Origin of the sequence: Pseudomonas sp. K5002, assembly GCF_013386655.1 — a bacterium.
GTDB lineage: Bacteria > Pseudomonadota > Gammaproteobacteria > Pseudomonadales > Pseudomonadaceae > Aquipseudomonas.
In genome coordinates this window covers 1-314 of sequence record NZ_JACARK010001388.1, presented here as the reverse complement: position 1 = coordinate 314, position 314 = coordinate 1, and the positions used below count along the sequence as shown (strand labels likewise).

Genomic DNA, 314 nt, shown 5'->3' with positions numbered 1-314 from the left:
AGAGCGTGGGAACGATCACCCTGACCCTGAGGATGGACCACACCTAACCCACTTTGGAGTACTGCCATGAGCGCCAACGTCGACCAGAACAACCGCCCCGACTACGACCAGGTCCTGCAGGACATCGCCGACTACGTACTGAATTTCAGGATCGAATCCCGCGATGCCCTCGACACCGCCCGCAACTGCCTGATGGACACCCTCGGTTGCGGCCTGCTGGCCCTGCGTTTCCCGGAGTGCACCAAGCACCTGGGGCCGATCGTCGAAGGCACGGTGGTGCCGTTCGGCGCACGGGTGCCGGGCACCTCGTTCCG

The 314-nt window shown here is 64.0% G+C and carries 1 protein-coding gene; it reads left to right on the top strand.

The annotated features are described in order from the left end of the window. Nucleotides 1-66: 66 nt before the first annotated feature. Nucleotides 67-314: MmgE/PrpD family protein (locus tag HX846_RS36615; RefSeq protein WP_178967391.1), on the top strand; the 248-nt coding region annotated here is incomplete at its 3' end.